Origin of the sequence: Microbacterium sp. SL75 (assembly GCF_026625865.1) — a bacterium.
Classification (GTDB): Bacteria; Actinomycetota; Actinomycetes; order Actinomycetales; family Microbacteriaceae; genus Microbacterium.
This window is the reverse complement of sequence record NZ_CP113067.1, coordinates 1,926,184-1,942,701: the sequence shown is the minus strand read 5'-3', so window position 1 is coordinate 1,942,701 and position 16,518 is coordinate 1,926,184. Positions and strand designations below refer to the sequence as shown.

Below are 16,518 nucleotides of genomic sequence, written 5' to 3'. Positions count from 1 at the left end.
ATGTCAGCTCCCGGGGGCGGGGCAGATCGTCAATGTAACGCCCACGTAAACTCCCCCTCTCCCCCACCCCCACCGCGGGTGAGACAACCGTTACCTCCCCGCCCCTCCCGACGCGGTCGCGGGTAATGCTCCCTCCCTACGCTGGCGGCACGTCCCGCCCATGCGGGTCGCTGCACCTCCCCCGCATCGCCCACCGGAGGACCCCGTGACCGTCACCGACCCGCGCCCCGAAACAACCCCGGCGCAGCCCACCACCCGAGCCGAAGCCGCGAGCGCGGAAGCCGCAGCACAGCTCGTCCACCGCCCCGGCCGCTGGATCGACAACTGGAACCCCGAGAACGCCACACAGTGGGCCAACGAGGGCAAGGCCATCGCCTCCCGCAACCTGCGGTGGTCGATCTTCGCCGAGTTCCTGGGCTTCGTCGTCTGGCAGCTGTGGTCGGTCGTCGTCGTCTCGCTGCCGGCCGCCGGCTTCCAGTTGTCGACGGGTGAAATCTTCTGGCTCATCTCCATGCCGAGCCTCGTCGGCGCGACGCTGCGCATCCCCTACACGTTCATGGTTCCCCGCTTCGGTGGCCGCAACTGGACGATCGTCTCGGCGGCCCTGCTGCTCATCCCGAGCATCGGCCTCGCCATCGCGGTCAGCAACCCCGCAACCCCCTTCGGCTTGCTGCTGCTCATCGCCGCGTTCGCTGGCTTCGGCGGCGGCAACTTCGCCAGTTCGATGGCGAACATCACGTTCTTCTACCCGGCGGCGCAGAAGGGCTACGCCCTCGGGCTCAACGCCGCCGGCGGAAACCTCGGCGCCTCGGTCGCGCAGTTCGTCGTCCCCATCGTCATCACGGTCGGCGCCGCCGCGACCCTCAACCTGCCGCTCGCGGGTCTTATCTGGGTGCCGCTCATCATCGTCGCGATGGTCGGCGCCTACCTCCGCATGGACAACCTCTCGAGCGCGAAGGCCGACATCACGGCATCCCTCGCCGCTCTGAAAGAGCCGCACCTGTGGATCATGGCCGTCCTTTACGTCGGCACCTTCGGCTCGTTCATCGGCTTCGCCGGTGTCTTCCCGAAGCTGCTCGCCGACACGTTCCCCGACTTCAAGGGCTTCGCGATCGGCACCGCTACCGTCACCCTCGCGTTCCTGGGCGCGCTCGTCGGCTCGCTCGCCCGCCCCTACGGCGGCAAGCTCGCCGACCGCTTCGGCGGCACCGTCATCACGATGGGCGCATTCACGGTGATGGGTCTCGGCATCCTGGGCGTCATCCTCACCCTGCCGATGCAGAACTTCGCCATCTTCCTGCTCTGCTTCCTGGTGCTGTTCGCCGCCGCCGGTATGGGTAACGGCTCGACCTACCGCATGATCCCGACCATCTTCGCCCTGCGCTCGGACAGCGGTATCGGCGCGCAGCGCAAGGCGGCCGCGGCCCTCGGTCTCATCTCGGCGATCGGCGCGTACGGCGGGTTCTTCATTCCGCAGCTGCTCGGCTTCTCGAAGACCACGTTCGGCTCGTACACTCCCGCCCTCGGCTGGTTCGCCCTCGCGTACGTCGCCTTCCTCGCTCTCACCGCCGGGATCTACCTGCGCATGTCGAAGAAGAGCGGAACCCGCATCTGATGTCCGTGAGCTCCGCCGACACCCACTGCCCCTACTGCGCGCTGCAGTGCGCCATGACCGTGACCCACGAGGGGTCCACCACGGTCGCCGGCCGCGACTTCCCCACCAACCGGGGAGGGCTCTGCGCCAAGGGCTGGACGTCGGCGGAGCTTCTGGCATCCCCCCACAGACTCCGGATGCCGCTGCTCCGGCAACCCGACGGCACCCTCGCCGAAACCACCTGGGCTGAGGCTCTGGATGCCGTCGCAGCAGCATTCCGCGACACGAAGGCCACCCACGGACCCGACGCCAACGCCATCTTCGGCGGCGGCGGACTCACCAACGAGAAGGCGTACCAGCTCGGCAAGTTCGCCCGCGTCGCGCTCGGCACCTCGCGCATCGACTACAACGGCCGGTTCTGCATGTCGTCGGCGGCAGCGGCATCCAATCGCGCATTCGGCATGGATCGGGGGCTGCCTTTCCCGGTCACCGACCTCGAGGACGCCTCGACCATCCTGCTGCTCGGCTCGAACGTCGCCGCGACCATGCCGCCGTTCCTCGCACACCTCACCGGGGCCCGCGCCGCGGGCGGCCTGATCGTCGTCGACCCGCGCCGCTCGGCCACCGCGCGACTCACCGAAGACGGCGCCGGCACCCACCTGCAGCCCGCACCCGGAACCGACCTGCCCCTGCTGCTCGGCCTCACGCACATCGCCTTCGCCGAGGGTCTCGCCGACCGTGCCTATGGTGAGGAGCGCACGACGGGCTTCGACGCGGTGCGGCGATCCGTCTCCGCGTGGTGGCCGGAGCGAACGGCATCCACCACCGGTGTTCCCGTCGCCGAGCTGCGGGCCACCGTGCGGCGCCTCGCCGCGGGCCGCGCCTACATCCTCACCGGACGCGGCGTCGAGCAGCACGTCGACGGCACCGCCACCGCGACCGCCGCGATCAACCTCGCGCTCGTGCTGGGCCTGGTCGGCCGCGAGGGCTCGGGCTACGGCACCCTCACCGGCCAGGGCAACGGCCAGGGCGGACGCGAGCACGGCCAGAAGGCCGACCAGCTGCCCGGCTACCGCTCCATCCGCGACCCCGAGGCCCGCCGGCACGTCGCCGGGGTGTGGGGCGTCGATCCGGATGAGCTTCCGGATGCCGGGATCCCGGCCACCGCCCTGCTCGCCGAGCTCGGCGGGCCGGTGAAGACGCTGCTGGTCGCCGGATCGAACGTCGTCGTCTCGGCTCCCGACGTCGAGGCCGTGCGGGCGGGGCTCGACGCCCTCGACACCCTGATCGTCTGCGACTTCTTCCTCAGCGAGACCGCGGAGCTCGCCGACATCGTGCTGCCCGTGCTGCAGTGGGCCGAAGAGGAAGGGACCATGACCTCGCTCGAGGGCCGCGTCATTCGCCGCCGCCGAGCGCTGCCGGGGCCCGAAGGTGCCCGCAGCGAGCTGTGGATCCTGGCCGAGATCGCGCGGCGCCTGGGCGCGGCATCCACCTGGTCGGTGAATCCGTCCGAGGTGTTCGACGAGCTCGCCCGCGCGTCGGAGGGCGGCGTCGCCGACTACTCCGGCCTCTCGCACGCCCTGCTCGACACCGGCGTCGAGGCGTACTGGCCGTATCGCTCTTCGAGCACTCCCCGTCCGTTCGCGGAGCGCTTCGCCCACTCCGACGGGCGGGCGCGCCTGGTGCCGGTGGATGCAACTCCCCCGGCGCCGACCGACCGCGGCGGCGAGCTGACCCTCACCACCGGCCGCTACCTGCAGCAGTACCAGTCGGGCACCCAGACCCGCCGCGTCGCCGAGCTGAACGGCGCCCGCCCCGAGGCGCGGCTCGAGATCCACCCCGCGACGGCGTCGCGGCTCGGCATCCGCGAGGGTGCGCTGGTCGCCGTGTCGAACGAGCGGGGCGAGGTACGGGCACGGGCAACGGTGACCACCGACATCCGCCACGACACCGTCTTCTTGCCGTTCCACTACACCGGCGACGAGTGCGCCAACCGTCTCACCGAAGCCATCGTCGACCCGACCTCGGCCATGCCCGAGTTCAAGCGCACGCGGGTGCGGGTGCAGGCGATCCCGGATGCCACGACCCCGCCGATCTCTCACGCCACGGCCTCGCCGGTCGTCGTGGCGGAGCACCCGGGTGTGGGGCCCGTGCTCGTCGGGGTCGCGAGAGGTTCGGCGCCGAGCGCTCCGCCGTCGGGCGCCCTGTCGCCGAGAACAGCGTCGTCACGCACACCGTCGTCGCGCACAGCGTCGTCGCGCACACCGTCTTCGCGCACCGAGGAGGAGACCCGTGTCTGAGCGTGTGGTGCTGGTGGGCTACGGCCCCGTCGGGGCGCGGCTGGTCGAGGGGCTCCTGCCCGCGGTGCGCGAGGGGCGGATCGACCTGACCGTCGTCGGCGCCGAGCCGCACGACGTGTACAACCGCGTGCTGCTCGCCGAGTACGCCGTCGGCCGCACCGACCGCGACGGGCTCGACATGGGCGACCGCCGCGTCGCTGAAGAAGCGGGAGTGCACTTCGCGCTCGGGACGACGGTGGTCGGCATCGACCGCGACCTCGGGGTGGTGCGCCTGCATGACGGCATCCGTGTTCCCTACGACCGGCTCGTGCTCGCCACCGGGGCCCGAGCGAACGTGCCGACGCTCGCCGGGCTCGAGCGGGCGCAGCGGCACCGATCCGCGCGGCCGGCCGACCATTCTGCTCTGGATCAGGGCACTGCGCCACTTCCCCGCGGTGTCGTGGCCCTGCGCGACCTCGTCGACGCCGAGCACGTGCGCGCGGCGGTCTCGGCCGGTCAGCGCATCGTCGTGCTCGGCGCGGGAGTGCTCGGCATGGAACTCGCCCTCGCCGCCGCCGAAGCGGGGGCCGAGGTGGTCGTGGCGTACCACTCCGCCGCGCCGATGAACCGGACGCTGGATGAGAACGGCGGACGCGTGCTCGCCGCCGCGGCGAGCGCCGTGGGCGTCGAGATGCTGCACCACGCGCGTGCCGAGAGCATCGTGCAGCGCTACGACGACCACGGTCAGGCCTGGTTCGACGGACTCGTGTGCGCCGACGGCAAGGTGCTCGCGGGCGACCTGCTGGTGTTGTCGTGCGGCGTCGGGGCACGGACGGAGCTCGCATCGCTCTGCGGTCTCGCCACCTCGGCCGGCGTGCTCGTCGACGCAGCGTCGCGCTCGTGGACCGACCCGAACGTCTTCGCCATCGGCGACTGCGCGCACGTCGCCGACCCCGCCGAAGCCGGTGCCGACGGCCGCGTGCCGGGCGGTCCGAGCGGACTCGTCGGACCCGGTTGGCGGCAGGCCGACAGGCTCGCGGCGTTGCTGTCGTCGGGAGTCGAGGAACCTGTCGCCATCGAACGCCCCGGCGTCGTCATGCTCAAGGCCGAGGGAATCGACGTCGTCGCCGGAGGCGCGGTCGACGCCGACCCCTTCACACACGCTCCCGGATGCCACGGCCCCCAGGTCACGCTCTGGGCCGACCCCGCGCGCGGCGCGTACGTGAAGCTCGTCACCGTCGAGGGTGTGCTGACCGGCTTCGTCGCGGTCGGGATGCCGCGGACCGGGGCCGAACTCACGCTCCTCTTCGAGCGCGGGTCGGAGCTGCCCGCCGACCGATCGTCGCTCCTGCGCCTCGACGCACCGGACGCCGGGATGGCAGTGGTGGCCGACCCCTTCGCCGCCGACGCGACGGTGTGCTGGTGCAACGGCGTGAGCGCCGGGGCGATCCGCGAGGCGGCCGCGGCGGGCGAACCCACGGTCGCGTGCGTGAAGGCCGCGACCCGCGCCGGCACCGGCTGCGGCGGCTGCGTGGGGCGGATCACCGAGCTGCTGGCCCGCGAGGCCGTGCCGGCGTGAGGCCGCGGCCACCACGTCCGGCGGCCTCGGCGGCGGCGGGTCACGGCGGCGGCCGGGCCGAACTCCTGAGAAACCGCGTGATCACCCCCCTCTGAACGCGTCCGCGGCCACCGGCATCCTGAATCTCAGGAGTTCGGCCCGCCGCGACGCGCGCACCACCTGCCCAGACGCGGGTACAAATTCTGGCCTCGGCGCGCCGCCCCGCCGCCTGCCGACACCGGACCCGGCTGAGGCGAGGCGAAGCCGCCGGGCCAAACTCCTGAGAAACCGGGCGATCACCCCGCCCTGCGCGCGTTCACCGCCACCGGCATCCCGAATTTCAGGAGTTTCGCCCGCTGCCACGCGCGATACCGTCCCGAAACGCGACGGCAGTACAGTCCCCGCATGCCTCCGATCGAGAACCTCGTGGCCTTCGTCGCCGCGTCGGTCGTCATCATCGTCATCCCGGGTCCGAGCGTGCTCTTCGTGATCGGACGATCCATCGCGCTCGGCCGCCGCGCGGGGGTGCTCAGTGTCGTCGGAAACGCGCTGGGCACCGTGCCCGCCGTCATCGCGGTGGCCTTCGGCGTCGGGGCGATCGTCGCGTCGTCGATCGTCGCGTTCACGGTGCTCAAGATCGTCGGGGCGATCTACCTCGTGTGGCTCGGCATCCAGGCCATCCGTCATCGCCACGCTCACGTCGCCGGGGCGAGCCGCGCGCCGTCGTCGTCGTGGACCCTGCTGCGTCAGGGTTTCGTCGTCGGGCTGACCAACCCCAAGACGATCGCCTTCTTCGTCGCGGTGCTGCCGCAGTTCGTCGATCCGCACGCGGGGGCGGTGTGGCTGCAACTGCTCGTTCTCGGCCTGATGTTCCAGATCATGGCGCTCACCTGCGACAGCGTGTGGGCCCTGGCCGCCGGCACCGCCCGCGAGTGGTTCGCCCGCTCACCCAAGCGCATCTCGACCCTGTCGGGCACGGGCGGGGTCATGATGATCGGCCTCGGCGGCGCGCTCGCGCTGTCGGGCGCGAAGAGTTGACCGGCCCGAAGAGCTGACTCGGGCGGTCGTCCAGGTGGCGGCCGTCGAGGTAGCGGCCGTCGAGGTGGCGGCCGTCCAGGTAGCGGCCGTCGAGACGGCAACTCGCTGACAACTCCGCGTCAGCCTGCAACCGGTTTGTCAGTGAGATGCAGTCTCGGCGCGGCCGAGCCGAGCCCCGCCAGGCCCGACGACCTCAGCGCACACCCAGATCTGGGGATGCCGCGCCCTCGAGCCGAGCCCCGCCAGGCCCGACGACCTCAGCGCACACCCAGATCTGCGGATGCCGCGCCCTCGAGCCGCGTCCCGTCCGGGGCGTAGCGCGAGCCGTCGACGGGGCTGTCCCACGAGCGCTCCGCGTCGTTCCAGGTGAGCGGGGCCGGGGCCACCACCGCGCGCGTGCGCCCCTCGATCGTCGACACCGCCGCGGTCCGCAGCCCCTGCCGCGACACCACCCCGGCTCCCTCGGCCGGTCGCTTGACCGGTGCGGGCGCCGCCGCGGCGAAGGCGCCCGCTGCCACGCCCACCCGACGTGCGGCTTCGCCGACGCCCCGGCCGAGGTCGGCGGGAACCGTCATGCGCGTGCCGATCGTGCGCATCCACTGCGGCCGGTCGCTGCGCGAGACGCCGCGGATCTCGTCGGTCAACCGCATCGCGGCGGCGGGGGCGTTGGTCAGGCCCCACCCGGCGTATCCGGTGGCGAAGCGGAGGCGTCCGAGGCCCCTCGGCATCCCTCCGACGAAGGGCACGAGGTTGTGCGACTGGTAGTCCTGGCCCGACCAGCGGGCGATCTCCGCGCCCACCGGGAGCGTGCGGCGTGCCCAGGCGGCGAGCCCCTCGGCGAGCGCGACCTCCGAGGGCGCCGAGCCGACCGGGTGCCGTGCCCCGGTCACCAGCAGAACGCCGCGCCCGAACGACGACGGTGCCGCCACGATGCTGCGCCCGTCGGCGCCGACCTCGCTCCACATGCCGCCGGGGGCCTCGGCATCCCCCTCCATCTCGAAGGCGATCGCCCACGAACGCAGCGCCCGGGTCTTCAGGTCGTACAGGCCGCGACGGGCGATGGGCGTACCGGTGGCGAGAACGACGGTGTCGCCGAAGATCGTGCCGTGATCGGTGTCGGCGCGACCGGCGGGCAGAGCGTGCACGTCGGTCACGCGGACGCCCGTGTGCAGCGTCGCCCCAGCCGCCAGGGCCGCCTCGGCGAGGGAGCGCGAGAGCGCGACGGGGTCGAGGGCGAGCTGGTCGTCGAGGGCCAGGGCACGCACAGCGGTGCGGCCGCCGAGGTCTGCGGGGCCGTCTTCGCGCACGGGGAGTCCCGCTTCGCGCGCTGCATCGCGTACCGCGTCGAGAGCGGTGTCGCTGGCGAGACCCCGTCCGAAGGTGAAGGCGGTGCGCCGATCGGCGGCGGCGCCGGCGCGCTCGGCGAGCCACTCCTGCCCCGCGCGGTTCGCGTCGACATACGCCTTCACGAGTCCGGCCGGGTGGTGGGCGCGGAGCGCCGCGAGGGTCGTCCCCTGCAGAAGGGATGCCATACCCACCGACGCCCCGGTCGCGCCCTGCCCCACGTCGCCTGCGTCGACCACCGCGACATCGACCCCCGCCTCGGCGAGCATCACGGCGGTCGAGAGGCCGGTGATCCCGGCGCCGACGATGAGCACGTCGTGCAGGGCGTCGGGTTCGAACGGCGTCCCGTCGACAGGCGTCTGGTCGCGGTGCCACAGGGAGGAGGTCATGCGTTCATCCCATCGCGCGCGCGAGGGTCTCGGTATGCGGTTGCCACCGTCGCCCCGATCATCTACGCGACGCCCGCGTAACCCGACCCCGCGCGCGGGCGGCCCGCGGATAGGCTCGGGGCGTGACCGACAGCGCCGCCCCTTCGAGCCGCACCGCCGTCGTGTCCGCGGCTATCGACCTCTTCGTCGAGCACGGCTACGACCAGACCTCGGTCGAGCAGATCGCGCAGGCGGCCGGGGTGTCGCGGTCGACGTTCTTCCGGCAGTTCGGCGGCAAAGAAGACGTCGTGTTCGCCGACCACGAGGTGCTTCTCGCCGAGACGCGCGCTTATCTCGCCCAGCCGCACGACGATCCGTGGGCGGCCGTGTGCGAGGCGTCGGTGCGCGTGTTCCGGCACTTCGCCGCCGACCCCGAGGTCGCCCGACGCCGCTACGCCATCGTGCGGCAGATCCCGGGCCTTCGCGACCGCGAGATCGTCACGGTGTTCCGCTACGAACGCCTCTTCGATGAGTACCTGCGCGAAGCGCTCCCCGGTCTCGACCCCCTGGATGCCGTCGGCTTCGCGGCCTCGGTCACGGCGGTGCACAATCACGTGCTGCGCCGATTGATGCGGGGGGCTCGGGTGCCGGCATCCATTCTCCGTCGCGCTCTCGACGACGTGCTGCGCCGCTACGGCGTGCACCCCGACGGCGATGACGCGGCCGGCGACGACCTGATCGTCGCGGCCTTCCCCCGTCGCATGCCCGCCGCGGAAATCACGCGGCGCCTGCGCGGGGCGCTGGGCGACTGACGCGCGGGCTTCGCGGGGGCCGTCCCTCGCGTGCCCGCCCGCCCGCCCGCCCCACCCGTTGAGTGTCCAAAACACTCGGACGTTGCGAAAAATCGTCCGGGTGTCGTGGACACTCAACGTCCAATCACGCACCGCCATCGCGGGGCTCGACGTCGAATGACGCACCGCCATCGCGGGGCGGGGCCCCTGCGTTGAGTGTCCAAAACACCCGGACATTTTGAAAAACCTTCCGGGTGTCGTGGACACTCGACGTCGAAGCGGGCCCGGTCATCGCGGGGCGCGCGACACGGCGCCGCTCGCACCCGGGCGCCCACCCGAGCATCCGCCCGAGCATCCGTCCGAGCGTTCGCCGCGAGTCTCTCCCGGCACGTGACACCCAGTATCAACATGCGCGATACTGGGACCCATGACCATCGACGCCGATGCCCGCGCGCTCCCCGGAGAGCGCGTCGCCCGCTACGACCTGCTGGGCCGCCGCGACACCGACTACTACGCGGTGTTCGCCGACATCCCCGACGCCGACCGCGCGATCTGGGACACCGCCAAGGCTTTCGCCGACGAGGTCGGCACGCGCATGCAGGGCGAATGGGATGCCGCGAGCTACCCGATCGACCTCGTCCGGCGCATGGGCGAGCTCCAGCTGTTCACCGACGGCATCGAGCACGACGAGCTGCCCTACACCTCGCCGCTGGCCGCGGGCCTGGTCAACATGGAGATCTCGCGCCACGACGGCTCGCTCGCCACGGCCCTCGCCGTGCAGGGCGGACTCGCGCTGCGGACGCTCGCGCTCTACGGCTCGCCCGAGCAGCAGCAGCGCTGGCTGAAGCCCCTCGCCGACGGCACCGTGCTCGGCGCCTTCGCCCTGACCGAGCCCGACCACGGCTCCGACTCCGTCTCTCTCGAGACCACCGCCACCCGTACCGACGAGGGCTGGTCGCTCAGCGGAACGAAGAAGTGGATCGGCAACGGCGCCTCCGGCGGCATCACCTTCGTCTGGGCGCGCGTCGAGAACGAGGGCGGCGCCGACCACGGCAACGTGCGCTGCTTCCTCGTCGAGCAGGACACCCCGGGCTACACGGGCACCGTCATCACCGGAAAGGTGTCGCTGCGCGGCATCCACCAGGCTCACATCGCGATGGACGAGGTGCGTCTTCCCGCGGATGCCGTGCTGCCCGGCACACACACCTTCAAAGACGCATCAGTGGTTCTGTTCGCCACGCGATCGGGCGTCGCCTGGTCGGCGCTCGGCCACGCGACCGCCTGCTACGAGATCGCCCGGACATATGCCACCGAACGCATGCAGTTCGGCAAGCCCCTCGCCAAGTTCCAGATGGTGCAGGAGCGGCTCGCGCAGATGCTCGACGAACTCACCGCGATGCAGCTCTACTGCCGCCGCCTGGCCGACCTCGAGTCCAGCGGAGGCCTGCGTCCCACCCAGGCGTCGCTCGCGAAGTATCACAACACCCGGGCGGCCCGCCGGGTCGCCGCGATCGCTCGCGACCTGCTGGGTGGCAACGGCATCCTGCTCGAGAGCGGCGTCATGCAGCACATGGCCGACATCGAGGCCATCCACACGTACGAGGGCACCGAGAGCGTCCAGGCCCTCCTGCTCGGCCGCGACATCACCGGAATGAGCGCGTTCGTCTGAGCCCGGATGCCGACACCCCGGCGCCCGCGCGCCCAGGGGGCTACGCGGATGCCACCGCCTCCGCTGCGGGAGCCGGGCTCGTGCCGGAGCGCGTCGGCAACACCACCGTCACCGTCGTCCCCAGCCCGGGGGCGCTCTCTATCGCGATCTCACCGCCGTGGGCGTCGACGATCTTCTTCACGATGGACATGCCGACGCCGATTCCCTGGATGGCGTCGTCTCGCACGACCTGAGCCCGATAGAAGCGGTCGAACACGCGCCGTCGAACGTCGGCGGTCATCCCAATCCCGGTATCGGCCACCGAGATCGACAGTTCCTCGTCGCTTCGTCGCCGCGCGCTGACCGTGACGAGTCCCCCGCGCCCGGTGAACTTCGTCGCGTTGCCCACGAGATTTTCGACCACCTGCGCCAAACGGGTCGGATCCGCCTCGATGAGAAGATCGGCGGACACGTCGGTCCGCAACTCGATACCGGCGCGTCCGGCCAACACGGTGAACGGTTCGACCGCGCGCCCGATGATGGATGCGACGTCGACCTCCCGGACCTCGAGCTGCACCTGCGAATCGGCCACCGTCAGCAATTCGCTGACACGATCGAGCAAGGTGTCGGTGTTGCGCAGGATCGTCGCCAGCCACGAGTCGATCCCGAGCCTCTTCGCGTCTTCCCCCAGGACGTCGACGATCTCTTCCGTGTAGCCGATGATCGATGTGAGCGGAGTACGCAGCTCATGCGACACCGTCGTCAAGAACTCCTCGCGCACCTCGATCGCCTCTACCAGCTCGGTCACGTCGTATGCGGCGATCACCGTGCCGAGGAGGGTGCCGTCGTCTCGGTGCACGCGGCGCGACGATGCCATGATGGCGATCTGGCTGCCCGGGCGGCCGAGCCATTCGATGTGATTCGCGATGATCTCGCCCCGCAGGGCACGCGGAATGATCTGGCGCTCGAGCGGGATCCTCGTCTTCCTGTCGGCCATCAATGCGTCGGGTCCTGCATACGGGGGAACGTCGAGACGGAATCCGACGACATCGACCATCTTCGCGGCGGTCGCATTGGCGAGCACGAGCTCGTTTCGCGCGTTGTAGTACGCCACGGCTCCGCTGACGGTGTCGAACACAGAACGCAGGAGCAATTCCGCCTCGTGCGACTGCTCCAAAGCGGTGCGAAGCCTCGCCGTCGCTTCCTCCGACATTCGACGCCGCATTTCGAAGTTCCGCGAACCCAGATGGATCGCGACCGATAACCCGGTCGCGATGAAGGGGAGGGTCAGAACATTCACGAGCGCGAGGAGAGTCGTCACGGGTCGTCCGCCGAGAAGAAAGGGAAGACCGGCGATGACGATGCCGGACACGAGGATCAGCGCGAGTCCGGGCCACCCGAACCGGTACGCGATCCACGCGAAGGGGACGAGGGACAGCAGTCCCACGGACGGCAGGTACGGCAGGAGGGCGGTGCGCACGAACGCGATGCTGACGATGTCGAGCACGGGGATGACGACGATCCACCCCGTGTGCATCCACGTCTGCCGCGGCGAGAGGAACAGGACCGAGGCAACCGCCGCCACCACCAAGCCCAGCCACAACTCCGCCGATCGTTCGAGTTCGGGAACGGCGATGAGCATTGCGACCGAGAGCAGCGTGACCCCGAGCAAGAAGGGCAATTGCAGACGCACGAACAACTGACGAGGAAGAAGGGGCGTCCAAATTGATCGATCGGGCATGCCGCCCCCTTCCGCGCGCCACAGGACGGCGCTGCCTCGTGCGATTTTGCCAGCATCTGGGATGAGGTTCTTTGCGCCGACCATCACGGTACTTTCCGGGCAAGATATCTCATATGGGAGCTTCGGTTGTGGTTGTGGACGACGACGATGACATCGCCGATCTGTTGCTGATGGGTCTCGACCGAGCAGATATCTCAGCCGTTCGGGCGAGCAACGGGGAGGAAGGCGTCGACGCCGTGCTGCGCGAACGGCCGCGCGTCGTTCTTCTCGATTGGATGATGCCCGTCATGGACGGCATCCGAGCGTGCGAGAAGATTCGGGCGACGTGCGGTATCGAGCAGCCCCGCATCCTCATGCTCACCGCCCGCGCGCAGTCGGAAGATCAGTGCCGAGCGCGCGAGTCGGGCGTCGACGCGGTCATCTCGAAACCTTTCCGACCGCGGGCGGTCGTCGCCCAGGTTCGGGAGATCCTCGAGGGTTGACCGAGGACTCCGGCGGAGCCGCGTCGCCGCGCCCTAATCCGCCTCGACACCCGGCGCAAGACACACCGGCCATGTCGGAGGTCCCCACTACCGTGTGAGCATGGGCCTGTTCTCCCGCCACCCCGCGCCGCACGACACCGTCCGTTCCGTCCCCCCGGCGGCACAGACGCCATCGAAGAGCCTGTGGTCCGACGGCTTCGGGCGTCTCGCCATCCGCGCCGTACAGATCATCATCGTCGTGGTGCTGGTGACCGGGCTCATCTGGGGCATTCGTCAGGTCACGCTGGTGATCATCCCACTGGTCCTCGCCCTCATCTTCGCGTCGGCCTTCGGGCCGGTCACGATGTGGATGAGGCGAAAGGGCGTGCCCGCCATCTTGGCGACGCTGCTGACGCTGCTCGCGGTCGTCGTCGTTCTCGGGGCGCTCGGCTGGCTGGTGGCGAACGCCGTCATCAATCAGTGGGACTACCTCAGCTCGCAGGCCACGCAGGGCTTCGAGCAGGCACAGGACTGGTATCACACGCTCCCCTTCGCCATCTCGCCCGACCAGGTGAATCAGGCGCTGCAGGGGGTCCAGAGCTTCGTCACGAGCTCGGAGTTCGGCACCGGAGCCCTCGCCGGGGTCAGCGCTGTCGCATCGTTCGTCACCGGCTTAGTGCTCATGGTCGTCATCCTGTTCTTCTTCCTCAAGGACGGCCCCCGCATGTGGGAGTTCGTGCTGCGCCCCTTCCGCGGCAGCGACTACGAGCGCGCACGCCGGATCGGAGACAAGACCGTCACCGTGCTGGGCTCGTACGTCCGCGGCACGGCCTCCGTCGCCGCCGTCGACGCGATCGGTATCGGCATCGGGCTGGCGATCCTGCAGGTACCCCTCGCCCTCCCCCTGGCGGTTCTTGTCTTCCTTCTCGCTTTCATCCCGATCGTCGGCGCCGTCACCGCCGGCATCTTGGCCGCTCTCGTCGCCCTCGTCACCAACGGGCCGATCGTCGCCCTGATCGTGGTCGGCATCGTGGTGCTGGTCAACCAGCTCGAGGGCAATTTCCTGCAGCCGGTTCTCATGGGTCGCTCGATGAAGCTGCACTCCTTCGTCGTCCTGGTGGTGCTCGCCGGTGGCACCGCGATCGGCGGCATCCTGGGCACGCTCCTGGCCGTCCCGCTGACCGCCGTGGTCTGGGGCGTGATCAGCGTCTGGAACGGCGATGACAAGCCGGCCGAGTGGGCGCGCCGCAAGAAGCGTCGCAACCCAGTTCCGCTCGCCGGGGGCGAGAGCGAGGACTGACGCCGTGGGCTATGACATCCCCGCACCGATGCTGGCGAAGTCGGTGCCCCAGGTGCCCGAGCACGCCAAGGTCGCGGGCGGGTTCAGCTACGAGCCCAAGTGGGACGGCTTCCGCGCGCTGGTGTCGTGGGACGGCACCGACGTCGAGATCGGCAGTCGCGGGGCGAAGCCCCTCACCCGGTACTTCCCCGAGCTGGTCGCGGCGTTCGCCGAGATCCTGCCCGAGCCGTGCCTCATCGACGGAGAGGTCGTGGTCGCCCGCGGCGAGGCCGGCGCGCAACGCCTCGACTGGGAGGCCCTGTCGCAGCGCATCCACCCCGCGGCCTCGCGCGTGGCCCTGCTGTCCGAAGAGACGCCGGCGATGTTCATCGCGTTCGACCTGCTCGCCCGCGGCGACCGCGACCTGCAGAACGAGCCGTTCTCGGAGCGCCGCGCGCAGCTCGAAGACCTGTTGGGCACCGTGCCGCACCCCGTTCACGTCACCCGCACGACCGACGACCCCGACCTCGCGCGCCGGTGGCTCGCCGAGTTCGAGGGCGCGGGCCTCGACGGCGTGATCGCCAAGCCGCTCGCCCAGCCCTACGCCCCGAACAAGCGCACGATGTTCAAGATCAAGCACGCCCGCACGGCAGACGTCGTGGCCCTCGGCTACCGCATCCACAAGTCGGGCGAGGGCGTGGGTTCGCTCCTCGTCGGTCTGTACGACGACGAGGGTCGCCTGCACGGCGTCGGCGGTGTCTCGGCATGGACCGACAAGAAACGTCGCGAGCTCATCGACGAACTCGCCCCGCTCGTCGAGCGAGATGCCGATGGCGCCGCCGTCGTCGGCGAGACCGACCGCTCACGCTTCTCGGCGTCGAAAGACGTGTCGTTCGTCCGGCTGCGCCCCGAGCTCGTGCTCGAGGTGCGTTACGACCAGCTCGAGGGCATGCGCTTCCGCCACACCGTGCAGTTCGACCGCTGGCGCCCCGACCGCGACGCCCGCTCCTGCACGTTCACACAGCTCGAGACGGTGTCGTCGTACGACCTGGGCGACGTGCTGGACTGAGTCCGGCGACTCCCGCACTGTCGCTCAGTCGGTGGGAGCGGCATCCCTTTCCCGCTCGGCCCGCCGCGCGATCACGACGACTCCCGCAGCCGCAGCGGCGAACATCGCCGCAAGAATCGCCCACCCGCCCGTGCCGAGATCGATCGCCGTGAGCGTCACCACGGCGGGGGCGATCATCGCGCCGACGGCGTACCCGGTGCCGTAGACGCCCTGGTAGCTGCCCATACGCTCCTGCGGGGCGAGGTCGAAGCTGAGGCTCCACCCCGCAGCGCTCGAGGTGATCTCGGCGAGGGAGTGCACGACGGCCGCGGCCAGCAGCACCACGATCACCGCCGCCACCGGGCCCCACCCCTCGCCGCCGATCCAGCCGGCGCCCGCCCAGAGCGCGCACGCCGCGACCATGAGCCACCCTGCCCTGCTCATCGCGCGTCCGGCCCCGGCGAAGGTGCCGGTCCCGCGACTCATCCGCACCTGCAGCAGCACCACGACGACCGTGTTGACGAGCAGCAGTGGGCTGACGACCACGTCGGGGGCGATCGTGTGCGCGACGACCCACAGCGGTACGCCGATCTCGAACACACCGAACTGGATGCCGAACACTCCCATGAGAGCGGTGAGCCACAGGAACCGCGGGTCCCGATAGGGACTCCGGCCTGCCTCGGCGGGGGCGTCCGGCGCGGGTTCGGCGGTGGAGACGTCGACGCGAGCCGGGTCGAGTCCGGCCACGAGCAGCGCGGACAGCAGGAAGAACGATCCCGAGACGGTCATCGTCACGTGGAAGGCGAACGGCGTGCCGAGGGCGAGCGGGATCGCCGCGACCGCGGTGCCGATCCCGATCCCGACGTTGGTCACGGTACGCATGGCGGCACGGATGCGTACGCGGTCGTCTCCGCGGAACGCCCGCCCGACCACGGACGAGCGCACGCTCCCGCCGCCCTGCTGAGCGAGCAGCACGAGCGAGGCGACGATCACGAGAGAAGCAAGATCCCTCACGAAGAGGTAGCCGATGAGCGCCGTGCCCTGCACCACGTGCAGCACGATCAGCATCATCCGTGCGCTGAAGCGGTCCGAGAGGTGGCCGAAGGCGAGCGAGCTGGCTACCCCCACCGCGCCGGCGATGGTCAAGCCGATACCGACCGTCACGGGCTCGAGTCCCACGATGAGCGTGAGATACAGCGTCGTCAGAGTGAAGAACGCGCCGCGTCCGAGGGTGTCGACCAGCGTGATCGTGAGCAGGCGGCGCAGAGTCTTGTCCGTCTGCGCGAGAACTCTCAGGGGGACGGCGGGGATCGTGCTGGTCACCCCTCCATTGATCCAGTCGGCAGAGAGGCGTTCAATCGATGTAGCG

12 protein-coding genes are annotated in these 16,518 nt (G+C 70.5%); 9 read left to right on the top strand and 3 right to left on the bottom strand.

Annotated features, from left to right (window positions below; genetic code table 11):
* The first annotated feature begins 205 nt into the window (after positions 1 to 205).
* From OVA17_RS09115 to OVA17_RS09100, 4 genes are all read left to right on the top strand, one after another.
* Entirely contained in the window at positions 206 to 1,615 is a 1,410-nt protein-coding gene (locus OVA17_RS09115; RefSeq protein WP_267786230.1) for an MFS transporter, read from the top strand.
* Positions 1,615 to 3,894 carry a molybdopterin oxidoreductase family protein gene (locus OVA17_RS09110; RefSeq protein ID WP_267786229.1) on the top strand — a complete coding sequence of 760 codons (2,280 nt, stop codon included), beginning with the start codon at positions 1,615 to 1,617 and terminating at the stop codon, positions 3,892 to 3,894. Before OVA17_RS09115 ends, OVA17_RS09110 begins: the two co-directional genes overlap by 1 nt.
* Positions 3,887 to 5,452: an FAD-dependent oxidoreductase gene (locus tag OVA17_RS09105; protein ID WP_267786228.1), complete on the top strand. Its 1,566-nt coding sequence runs from the start codon at positions 3,887 to 3,889 to the stop codon at positions 5,450 to 5,452. The genes OVA17_RS09110 and OVA17_RS09105 overlap by 8 nt, the downstream gene beginning before the upstream one ends.
* A 384-nt stretch (positions 5,453 to 5,836) precedes the next feature.
* Positions 5,837 to 6,469, top strand: a complete 633-nt coding sequence (locus OVA17_RS09100; protein WP_267786227.1) for a LysE family translocator — start codon at positions 5,837 to 5,839, stop codon at positions 6,467 to 6,469.
* Between the two features lie 257 nt (positions 6,470 to 6,726).
* Here OVA17_RS09100 and OVA17_RS09095 read toward each other — a convergent pair whose 3' ends face one another.
* The gene (locus tag OVA17_RS09095; RefSeq protein WP_267786226.1) at positions 6,727 to 8,202 is read right to left on the bottom strand and encodes an FAD-dependent oxidoreductase; all 1,476 of its coding nucleotides are present in this window, start codon (positions 8,200 to 8,202) and stop codon (positions 6,727 to 6,729) included.
* A gap of 122 nt (positions 8,203 to 8,324) precedes the next feature.
* Between OVA17_RS09095 and OVA17_RS09090 the strand changes: the two genes are divergently transcribed.
* Together OVA17_RS09090 and OVA17_RS09085 are read left to right on the top strand one after the other, a co-directional pair.
* Positions 8,325 to 8,993, top strand: a complete 669-nt coding sequence (locus OVA17_RS09090; RefSeq protein ID WP_267786225.1) for a TetR/AcrR family transcriptional regulator — start codon at positions 8,325 to 8,327, stop codon at positions 8,991 to 8,993.
* Between the two features lie 406 nt (positions 8,994 to 9,399).
* Positions 9,400 to 10,641 (top strand): acyl-CoA dehydrogenase family protein, encoded by a 1,242-nt coding sequence (locus OVA17_RS09085; protein WP_267786224.1) that lies wholly within the window; start codon positions 9,400 to 9,402, stop codon positions 10,639 to 10,641.
* 40 nt (positions 10,642 to 10,681) lie between these two features.
* On the opposite strand, the gene OVA17_RS09080 is transcribed toward OVA17_RS09085, so the two are convergent.
* Complete coding sequence (locus OVA17_RS09080; RefSeq protein WP_267786223.1) at positions 10,682 to 12,361, bottom strand: sensor histidine kinase; 1,680 nt, start codon at positions 12,359 to 12,361, stop codon at positions 10,682 to 10,684.
* Positions 12,362 to 12,495: 134 nt separating this feature from the next.
* On the opposite strand from OVA17_RS09080, the gene OVA17_RS09075 reads away from it, so the two are divergent.
* The 3 genes from OVA17_RS09075 to OVA17_RS09065 all read left to right on the top strand — a co-directional run bounded on the left by OVA17_RS09075 (position 12,496) and on the right by OVA17_RS09065 (position 15,170).
* A complete protein-coding gene (locus OVA17_RS09075) occupies positions 12,496 to 12,843 on the top strand; it encodes a response regulator (protein WP_267786222.1) in 348 nt (115 codons plus the stop codon).
* Between the two features lie 100 nt (positions 12,844 to 12,943).
* Positions 12,944 to 14,122, top strand: coding sequence for an AI-2E family transporter (locus tag OVA17_RS09070; protein ID WP_267786220.1), 1,179 nt, complete (start codon positions 12,944 to 12,946; stop codon positions 14,120 to 14,122).
* Between the two features lie 4 nt (positions 14,123 to 14,126).
* Entirely contained in the window at positions 14,127 to 15,170 is a 1,044-nt protein-coding gene (locus OVA17_RS09065; RefSeq protein ID WP_267786219.1) for an ATP-dependent DNA ligase, read from the top strand.
* Positions 15,171 to 15,194: 24 nt separating this feature from the next.
* On the opposite strand, the gene OVA17_RS09060 is transcribed toward OVA17_RS09065, so the two are convergent.
* On the bottom strand, positions 15,195 to 16,472 hold the full coding sequence (locus tag OVA17_RS09060) for an MFS transporter (protein ID WP_267786218.1): 1,278 nt from the start codon (positions 16,470 to 16,472) through the stop codon (positions 15,195 to 15,197).
* Positions 16,473 to 16,518: the final 46 nt, after the last annotated feature.